The 998-nt window shown below is 57.8% G+C and carries 1 protein-coding gene; it reads right to left on the bottom strand.

Going from position 1 to position 998, the window contains the following annotated elements; translation table 11 throughout:
- Positions 1-69 precede the first annotated feature (69 nt).
- Positions 70-998: transposase (locus tag BN1117_RS05185; protein WP_156129885.1), on the bottom strand; the 929-nt coding region annotated here is incomplete at its 5' end.

Below are 998 nucleotides of genomic sequence, written 5' to 3'. Positions count from 1 at the left end.
AGATTGCTGAAGAACCCCCCACTTTTTCAAAGAGGGGGGTTCTTTTTTCGCTCGGCTCCATGGGGCTGCTCACTGGCTGACAAGTCGGCCTATCGGCCATCTTCGCCATGAAAAAGGCATCAAAGACCATGCTATCGCCCTAACAAGACCATCTGCCGGGGAATTCGGCGGAGTCCGACCCTTATTCCCCTTCCTGCTTTGCACCAACGCTATCTTCTTCATGTTCTGGCATGCCGCCGCCAGCAGCCCCTGCATCTGCACCTTCGCCAACCCCCGATAACGGGCATATCGGTGCCCGTGATGCTGTTTCGCATCTGCAAAGCTGCGTTCCACTGTCTCTTGCCGCCCCTTGTAAATCTGTTTGCCCACTTCGCTCAGCCGGTTTTCGGCTATCCGCTCCCGGTCTTTCTGCCAGACATGTCGGCTTAATTGCTTGAGCCCCTTTTCACTGCGCGTGCATTGCGCCCGTAGCGGACATTCCCGGCACTTATCCGGGTCACTGGCGTAGAGCCGATACCCTTCCCCGTTGGTGGTCTGGTAGCGCAAGATTTCGTTTTGCGGGCAGTGGTAGCAGTCTTGCTGCGCATCGTAGCGATATTCTCGTTTGGCCAGCATGCCCTTCCTTTTCGAGGGCCGGCAGTAGCCAATGACGCTGTGTGCCAATCCTCGCTCAACCAGCCCATGGCACAAGGGAGCATTGTTGTAGCCCGCATCCAGTCCCACCGCTTCGACGTCAAAGCCAAAGGTCTCGATTTGTCGGTCCAGCCTGGCGAGATAGGGCACGCTGTCATGGACGTTGCCCGGGGTGATGAAGCTGTCGGTGATGATGGCGTATTTGGCATCGACCGTGCGGTGGTCGAGGTAGAAGAAGCCCTTGGGTTTGCCCTCGCGCACCATGTAGCCGCTGTCGGGGTCGGTGGTGCTCTGTTTGATGGTCCGCGTTTCCCCGGTGGGGGTTGTGGCTTGAGACTTGCCTTGCTCTGGTTGCTCTGGTTGCT

Source organism: Aeromonas australiensis (genome assembly GCF_000819725.1).
GTDB lineage: Bacteria > Pseudomonadota > Gammaproteobacteria > Enterobacterales > Aeromonadaceae > Aeromonas > Aeromonas australiensis.
The sequence above is the reverse complement of the archived record's forward strand: the minus strand, read 5'-3'. Positions and strand labels throughout refer to the sequence as shown.